Below are 8,011 nucleotides of genomic sequence, written 5' to 3' on the forward strand. Positions count from 1 at the left end.
CTCCCGACTGTCAGCCGGGGGCGAGGAAAGCATGGGTCAATTCTCAGTGATAATTTCTGCCACTCCCGGGTCAATTCTCGGCGCTACTCAACACCTGACCGGAATGCCCGAGGTCAAGACGGTGTTCTCGCGTACCGGGACCGCCGAGCTGGCATCGGACCCGATGCCGCCCAATGCGACCGACACTTTCATCATGCTCAAACCCCGCGCGCAATGGCCCGATCCGGGCGAGGCTAAGGCCGAGGTCGTCGGACGTATCGAGAAGCGACTCGCAGGTGTTCCGGGTCATTCTTATGAGGTGACGCAGCCCATCCAGATGCGGTTCAACGAACTGATCGCTGGCGTGCGCAGCGATGTCGCAGTCAAGGTGTTTGGCGATGACTTTGGCCAGATGAACGATGTCGCAGACAGGATCGCGGCGGTGTTACGCAAGACTCAGGGCGCACAGGACGTGAAGGTCGAGCAGACCGAAGGGCTGCCGATGCTTGATATAGCCTTTAACCGCGACGCGGCGGCACGTCTGGGGGTTACCGCGAAGGATGTCCAGGCGACCATTGCTGCGACAGTTGGCGGTCGCGAAGCAGGTGTTATCTTTGAGGGCGATCGCCACTTCCCTGTGGTGATCCGCCTGTCCGACGTTGATCGTGCCAATTTCGAAAGGCTAGGACAGGTCCCTGTACCGACGCCATCGGGCACGTCGGTTCCGCTGGTCAGTGTTGCAGACATCAGCATCGTCGATGGTCCTAACCAGATCAGCCGTGAAAACGGCAAGCGCCGGGTTGTCATTCAGGCCAATGTGCGCGGCCGCGATGTCGCGAGCGTGGTGGAAGAAGCGCAGGCGGCAATCGCGCGCGACGTGCGGCTACCCGCAGGCACCTATCTGGAATGGGGTGGTCAGTTCGAGAATCTCGCATCGGCCCGTGCACGGCTTGCCCTGGTCGTGCCGGCCTGTTTCGCGCTAATTCTCTTGCTGCTCTATGGAGCGCTTGGTTCCGCGCGGGATGCCGCGATCGTGTTCACGGGCGTTCCCCTCGCGCTTGTTGGCGGTGTCCTCGCTCTCGCGGTGCGCGGCATACCCTTCTCGATTTCGGCGGCCGTGGGCTTCATTGCTTTGTCGGGCATCGCCGTCCTCAACGGCCTGGTCATGGTAACCTCGATCCAGGATCTGATGCGCAACGGTATGGATCGGGTAACCGCAAGTCGCGAAGGCGCGTTGGCCCGGCTTCGCCCAGTTGCAATGACAGCGCTGGTGGCGTCGCTCGGCTTCGTCCCCATGGCGCAGGGGCTGAAGTGCAGAAGCCCTTGGCGACGGTTGTCATCGGAGGCTTGATTTCCGCGACCTTGCTCACCTTGTTCGTTTTACCCGCATTGTATGCGCGAATGGGAGGGCTTCAGACGAACGAAAGCTGTGAGCTGTCAAATGGAACTGATTTCTAAAGTGTGATGATATTTCACTGCACCATATACGGTGACGCTGGGCGCGGCGGGTCCTTGTCGCGGCGCGCCCAGCGCGCGCAGATCAGCGTTGCCTAAATTAATAGCGAGCCGCTATGAAGCGCTTCTTCGGCTCGTCTGTGATGGTGGAAATCTCCTGCACTTGGGCAGAAAAATAAAAGGCCCACCTTTCGGCGGGCCTTCGATTTCCTTAGACGATGAGGGGAGGCGTTAGCCCGCGTTCTCAAAGCCGATGGTCCCTTATATGGCGGTGTTGAAGATTCGTCAACATCGTATGCAGACAGGATAGCAACGTTGCCTTTCTCTCCCGCCGAGCTTCAGGACCTGCCAGGCGTCATATCGGCTCCCCGTTTCGCCACCTACCTTCAGGCAATGGGCAATGACCGGAAAAATGCGCTCGAACTCTACGAGTGGAATCTCGACGTATCTTCAGCCTTCATCGTGCCACTTCAGGTTTGTGAAGTGGCTGTGCGCAATGGGATCGCTGAAGCGATTGAAGCCGTCCATGGAGCCAATTGGCCTCGCGCTAACGGCTTTATCCGCAGTCTGCCGCGTCCGAAAAAGAAGTTTCATTACAATCCTGCATATGACCTTCAAATATGCGACAGTAATCTCCCGACGACCGGAAAGATCATCGCGGAGTTGAAATTCGCCTTTTGGGAAAACATCTTTACCGTTGGGCAGGATGGCCGAATTTGGAATGCACATTTTCGGACGTTCTTTCCTGGTGCGCCGGTGGCTCAAACGATCCCGAATTGCCGTGCCCAGGCGTATAATGACCTGCAAAACATTCGAAGATTACGAAATAGAATCGCTCATCATGAGCCGATCTTCACGCGCAATCTCGCCGACGATTATCAGCGCATCCATGACATGATCGCCTGGCGAAGCCCCACTGCCGCTGCGTGGATGGATGGCAAGCAAACCGTCATGGCCTTGATCGCGCAAAAGCCCTGATTTCCGTATTATGGGTGAACAGGGGGGGGCGGGAGCGGCCTTGCGGCACGGCTCTATCTCCGCTGCGCTCCGACTGAACCCGCGTGGCGGTTTCAGCCCTGCTGGGTGAAGATCCTCGCTCAATAATGAGGCGGCAAAGCCGCCACCCTCCTGCGAAGGGGGGAACACCAAGGGCTACTGCCCTTTCGTTCCCCGAAGCAAAATAGACACGACCGGGTTGCCGCCAAGATCGGCCAGGACGGCGCGCTTGTGCGCCGGGCCTCTCTAGGCTTGCGGCCCGCACCAACTCTCGTCGATTTCGCTTCCCCCTCCCCATCCCGCGCTTCGCCAGCGGGTCAGAGCCGTAGCCGCAGGCAGACGGCACAGACCAAAAGGAGCGAAGTTTCATGTTCGAGCAGCCGAGGACAGGTCAGGAACTCATGACGCCGCAGCAGATCACCGACATTTGCGAGGGGCGCGACCAGACCATCGCCATGTGGCTCGATCTTTACGACCACTACCACGCCATCCGCGATGCAGCCGGGCGGCTTTCCATCGCCGGCACGCTGGCGCTCTCGACTAGCGGCGACCGCTACGAGGACAAGCTGACCAAGGCTTTCATTACCGCCGAGCCGCTTCAAAAGGCCGACCGGGAAACCTGCAAGATCACCGAGATTCCCGCGCGCGAGAACTTCACGACCGTTCTGACCCAGATCGTTGACCGGCGATGCTGGCGCGCCCTGATGGATCAACTCGGGTTCGACCAGTTGTTAGACGAGCAGGCCCGCCGCGAATTTCACGACGGCTTGCGCGATGCGCCCGCCACCTTCACCCCTGAAAACTGTTCGGCCACTTTCGGCAATATCTGGGGCAGCCGCCGCGAACTCTACCTGCGCGGCATCGCGAACGTCTTTGCCAAGCTTGACCGCCGCTTTCGCTCGCATAACGGTTTCAAGATCGGTTCGCGACTCATCATTGACAGAGCCTTGAACGAGTGGGGTTCATGGGATCGCTATGAGCGCCGCGACATCTTGCGCGACGTTGAGCGCGTCTTTCTCGAACTGGACGGCAAGCCGCCCGTCTCCGAAAGCCAAAGCATCGCGGGCATTGTCACCGACGCGGGCCGCAACCGCGCCAATCTGCCAATGGTCATCCATGGCGATTACTGGCGCGTGCGGGTTTTCAAGAACGGCAACCTTCATATCTGGTTCGAGAACAAAGACCTTCTCAACACCGTCAATCTCCTCTTGGCCGAGTATTACGGCGAGGTGATCGGGGATGGCTATGACACCACCGAGGCCGAGGACGCCCCCAGCTTCCACCTTACCCCGGCAAAGAACTTCGGGGCCTTTTTCACCTCCGAGGACATCGCGAAAAAGGTGATCGAACGCGCCGAGATCCAGCCCGGCGAGCGCATCCTTGAGCCGAGCGCCGGAAGCGCGGCGCTGGCAAGGCCCGCCCGTGATGCAGGCGCCGAGGTCACATGCGTTGAAATTCAGCCCGGCCTTGCGCACGAACTGGGCGTTCTCCACGGCTTTGCGGACGTGATCGAGAGCGACTTTCTTGCCCTCAACCCGGCAGACTTTGCGCCCTTTGACCGCGTGGTGATGAACCCGCCCTTTGATCGCGGCCGAGACTGTGACCATGTGCGCCACGCCTACCAGTTTTTGAAGCCGGGAGGCGTGTTGGTGGCGATCATGTCCGCGCGCGCGGAGTTTGCTGAGGACAAGCGCCATCTGGACTTGCACCGGCTTGTCGAGCAGGCCGCGCCGGTTTGTCGCTGGGGCCGCAAAGACAAGTGGTTTGATCTGCCCCCCGGTTCGTTCGCTCACGCTGGAACCAACGTGAACACGGTTGTTCTGGCCATCCGCAAGCCGGGATAGGTGGGGGACGCGTGGGGCGCGCGCGCGCCAAGCCAAAAAGGTGAGCCGCTGTGCGGCGTGTCTTTGCCCGTCATGAAGGGGCGCTGCCCCCTCTGCGCAAGGACCAAGCCGTCTGCGCGCGTGCCGCGCTCCGCTTGGTGATCGCGGGGGTGTCCCCAACCTTCTCTGCGCTGCGCTCCGGTGCAGGCCGGGAGATCCCCCTCCCCCGCGACCAGTCCCTGCACATTCACCCCTGCTCTCGGCGAGGGCCAGAAGTCGATGGTGAGCCCATCGCCTTCGGCTCTATTCAGAACAAGGGAAACAGCATCATGACTATCCAGACCGTGAAATTCTCGCAGCTTCGCCTTTCCCCGCTCAACGTGCGCCGCGTTAAGCCCAGCGCCATCGAAAGCATGGCCGATGACATCGCAGCCCATGGCCTGATCCAGAACCTTGCCACTTACGAGGAAGATGGGGCCTATCATGTGTTCGCCGGGGGACGCCGCTTTCGCGCGCTCGAACTGCTGAAAAAGCGCAAAGCCATTACCGGCACCTATCCCGTCGCCGTGGTGGTGCGGAGCAAGGAGGAAGCGGTCGAGCTGTCGCTTGCCGAGAATGCCCAGCGCGAAGACATGCACCCGGCTGATGCGGTCAGAGCCTATGCCGCTTTGCGCGATCAGGGCGGGTTGAGCGCGGCGGACATCGCGGTGCGTTTCGGCTATTCCGAGGCCCATGTGAAAAAGCTGTTGAGCCTTGGGAGCCTAGCCACCGTGCTGCTCGATGAAATGGGCGAGGATCGGTTGAGCATCGAGACTGCCCGTGCGCTCACCATCACCAGCGACCCGGCCCAGCAGGTCGAATTGTTCAACCGGCATGGCGACAACGCCCACCGCATTCGGCAGGCGCTCACCAGCGAAAAGATCGCGACGGATTGCGGCACCTTTATCTTTGTGGGGCGCGAGGCTTACGAGGCGGCGGGTGGGACGATCACCGTCGATTTGTTCAGCAAGGATGGATCGGGCTATGCCGATGATCCAGAACTGGTCGAACAGCTTGCCGAGGCTAAGATGGCGGAGATCGGCGCGGATTTGCGCGATATGGGGTGGAAGTCGGTTGAGGCGTCCACCACACGTCCCGATGACATCTATTGCCGTCCTATGCTCCATCCGGTGAAGCGGGAGGCGAGTGAGGCCGAGGCGGCTGAAATCGAGCAGCTTTCGGCGCGCATCGATGAGATCACGGAAAGCGATCCTGAGAGCGAGGAACTTGCAGACCTTCATGACCGCCTCGATGCGCTGGAAAACGCCTTGCAGAGCTATCCCTCTGAATTGCGCGCGCAGCACGGTGTCATTGCCTATATCGATTATCGCGGCGCTCTGGATGTTCGTTATATCCGGCTGCGTTCGGATGACGATAGCGACCGGGGCGATAGGCCGAAGGCGGCTGAAGGCCCCTATTCCAAGGCGCTGATCGAACAGTTGAGCGGCATTCGGACGCTGGCGTTGCAGCAGGCCGTCGCCTCCGATCCTACGCTCGCCCTAGATATTCTTCTCGACACGATGGCGGCCCAGCTTCTGCATGAAACTTACAGCTATCGGCTTGCGGCATCGGTTTCGCCCATTCGCCACGCCCCGGAGGTGGATGACGAACTGATGGGCGGTAGCAGCATCGTGCGCGTGGAAACGGCCATGGCCCAACAATTTGCGGCTGTGCCCGATGAAGGTCGGTTTGCCGCCATTCGGAATATGGACCCTGCCGAGAAAATGCAGCTTCTCGCTGGATTGGTGGCGATCACCATCGACGCGACCCAGCACAACGGGGACGGTGATGAAACCCGGCTGCGTACTGCTGACCTTTATGCCGGAGCCGCCGGACTCAATATGGCCGATGTCTGGACGCCGGGATGCGAGGTGTTCACCCGCATGAAGAAGGGAGCCTTGCTCGCCATCCTGACTGACGCCTGCGGTCCGAATGCGGCGGAGAATTGTGCCAAGATGAAGCGCAACGATTTGGCTGTGGCGGTGGCCGAGCGGCTGCCCGCAAGTTGGATGCCTTCCCCTGTCAATCCTCTGCCCCCCGTTCCCACGCAGCCCGACGATGAAGGCGAAATGTCCAAGGCTGCATAATGGTGCTGCCGGTGGGGTCTTCAGGCCTTACCGGCCCCTTTCGGGAGACAGGCACGCTGGAAATCCGGCCCCGGTCGCCATTTGCGCTTCGAGATACGGATGAGGGGCTTCACCTTGGCAATGGGCTCGATTGATCTAAAGTGCGGAGAATGGTGATTTCGGAGGTGAACGATGCAGTCGCAAATGGCCATGTTGTTGCCATCTGGCGCCGTGTGGATCACTCGCCCCTTGCGCAATGCGGATGAGCTGGCGGCATGGGCTAAAGGCGTAGGCTTCGATCATCTACGGCCAGAAGTATGGCATGTTACGGTCATTAAGGCGGACCCTGCGAGCCCTTTGGACCGATCCCCCCTCATTATTGAACCCAGCATCAATCGGTCGGTGATCCGTCTAGCCCGGATATCTCACGGAAGTAGGTGCATCGGGGCTCTGAATCTGAGATAATTCTTCTGCGACAAAGTCTTACCGGACAGCAGAGGATTTCCCCGATGCCGACAGAGTGTAGCGCAAAGTCATTTGAATTTGCACGCGTAGAATCGCGCGCGGTGGTGGCGGCATTTGATGGCGGCGCGGTGACGAGCGACGCGGGGAGCCTGCTGCTTGGGGCAACGGATCGGGCGATCGGGCTGGTGGATCGGTTTGCGGACTGCTTTGCGGATCATCGCCGGGCGGAGTTGATCGAGCATGAAGTGCCGACCCTGGTGAGCCAGCGGATCTTCGGGATCGCGCTGGGCTATGAGGATCTGAATGATCATGACGAACTGCGCCACGATCCGGTGATGGCGACGTTGGTCGGCAAGCTTGAGGCGGGACGCCGGGATTGCGCCCCGCTGGCGGGGAAGAGCACGCTCAACCGGCTGGAACTTTCGCGGCCCGAGCCGACGCGGTACCACAAGATCAGCCATGATCCGCAGGCGATCGAGGATCTGTTCGTGACGCTGTTCACAGAGGCGCACAAAAAGGCGCCGAAGCAGATCATCCTCGACCTGGACGCCACCGATGATCCGATCCACGGCCATCAGGAAGGCCGGTTGTTCCATGGCTATTATGACCGCTATTGCTACCTGCCCCTGTACATCTTCTGCGGGCGACATCTGCTGGCGGCCAAGCTGCGGCGTTCTAATATCGACGGTGCGGCGGGCGCCTGCGAGGAGGTTGAACGGATCGTCGGGCAGATCCGTCGTAGCTGGCCAAGGACGCGCATCCTGCTGCGCGCCGACAGCGGCTTCTGCCGCGAGGCGCTGATGGCGTGGTGCGAGGCGAACAAGGTCGATTATCTGTTCGGTCTCGCCCGCAACGCGCGTCTCGAGGCCGAGATCGCCCCCGAACTCGCCGAGGCCACCGACGATAGCCGCCGCACCGGCAAGGCGGCGCGGCGCTTCAAGGACTTCATGTGGAGCACGCTCGACAGTTGGAGCCGCAGGCGCCGCGTCGTCGGCAAGGCCGAGGTGACCCGGGGCGATCCCAATCCACGCTTCGTCGTCACCTCGCTCAGTCGCGCCGAAGCGGAGGCGCGCCATCTCTACGAGAAGATCTATGGACTTGTAACGGATTTGTGCCGGTCACCTATCTCACTATGCCACCTTGGCCTCGAATGCGAGGGGGCTGATGCCGCCCAGATATGAATGGCGC

The 8,011-nt window shown here is 60.7% G+C and carries 4 protein-coding genes and 1 pseudogene; all 5 read left to right on the top strand.

The annotated features are described in order from the left end of the window. Window positions 1-88: 88 nt before the first annotated feature. Window positions 89-1,437: pseudogene (locus tag BGP00_RS08140) on the top strand (efflux RND transporter permease subunit); the annotation flags it as partial. Window positions 1,438-1,749: 312 nt separating this feature from the next. After that, the gene (locus BGP00_RS08145) at window positions 1,750-2,412 is read left to right on the top strand and encodes a hypothetical protein (RefSeq protein WP_292687968.1); all 663 of its coding nucleotides are present in this window, start codon (window positions 1,750-1,752) and stop codon (window positions 2,410-2,412) included. Window positions 2,413-2,885: 473 nt separating this feature from the next. Then, window positions 2,886-4,274 carry a DUF4942 domain-containing protein gene (locus BGP00_RS08150; protein ID WP_292687966.1) on the top strand — a complete coding sequence of 463 codons (1,389 nt, stop codon included), beginning with the start codon at window positions 2,886-2,888 and terminating at the stop codon, window positions 4,272-4,274. A gap of 308 nt (window positions 4,275-4,582) precedes the next feature. After that, on the top strand, window positions 4,583-6,379 hold the full coding sequence (locus tag BGP00_RS08155; protein WP_292687964.1) for a ParB/RepB/Spo0J family partition protein: 1,797 nt from the start codon (window positions 4,583-4,585) through the stop codon (window positions 6,377-6,379). A gap of 488 nt (window positions 6,380-6,867) precedes the next feature. Next, window positions 6,868-8,004: an IS1380 family transposase gene (locus BGP00_RS08160; RefSeq protein WP_292687962.1), complete on the top strand. Its 1,137-nt coding sequence runs from the start codon at window positions 6,868-6,870 to the stop codon at window positions 8,002-8,004. The last annotated feature ends 7 nt before the right edge of the window (window positions 8,005-8,011 follow it).

Origin of the sequence: Novosphingobium sp. 63-713 (assembly GCF_001898925.1) — a bacterium.
In the GTDB taxonomy this organism is placed as follows: Bacteria; Pseudomonadota; Alphaproteobacteria; order Sphingomonadales; family Sphingomonadaceae; genus Novosphingobium.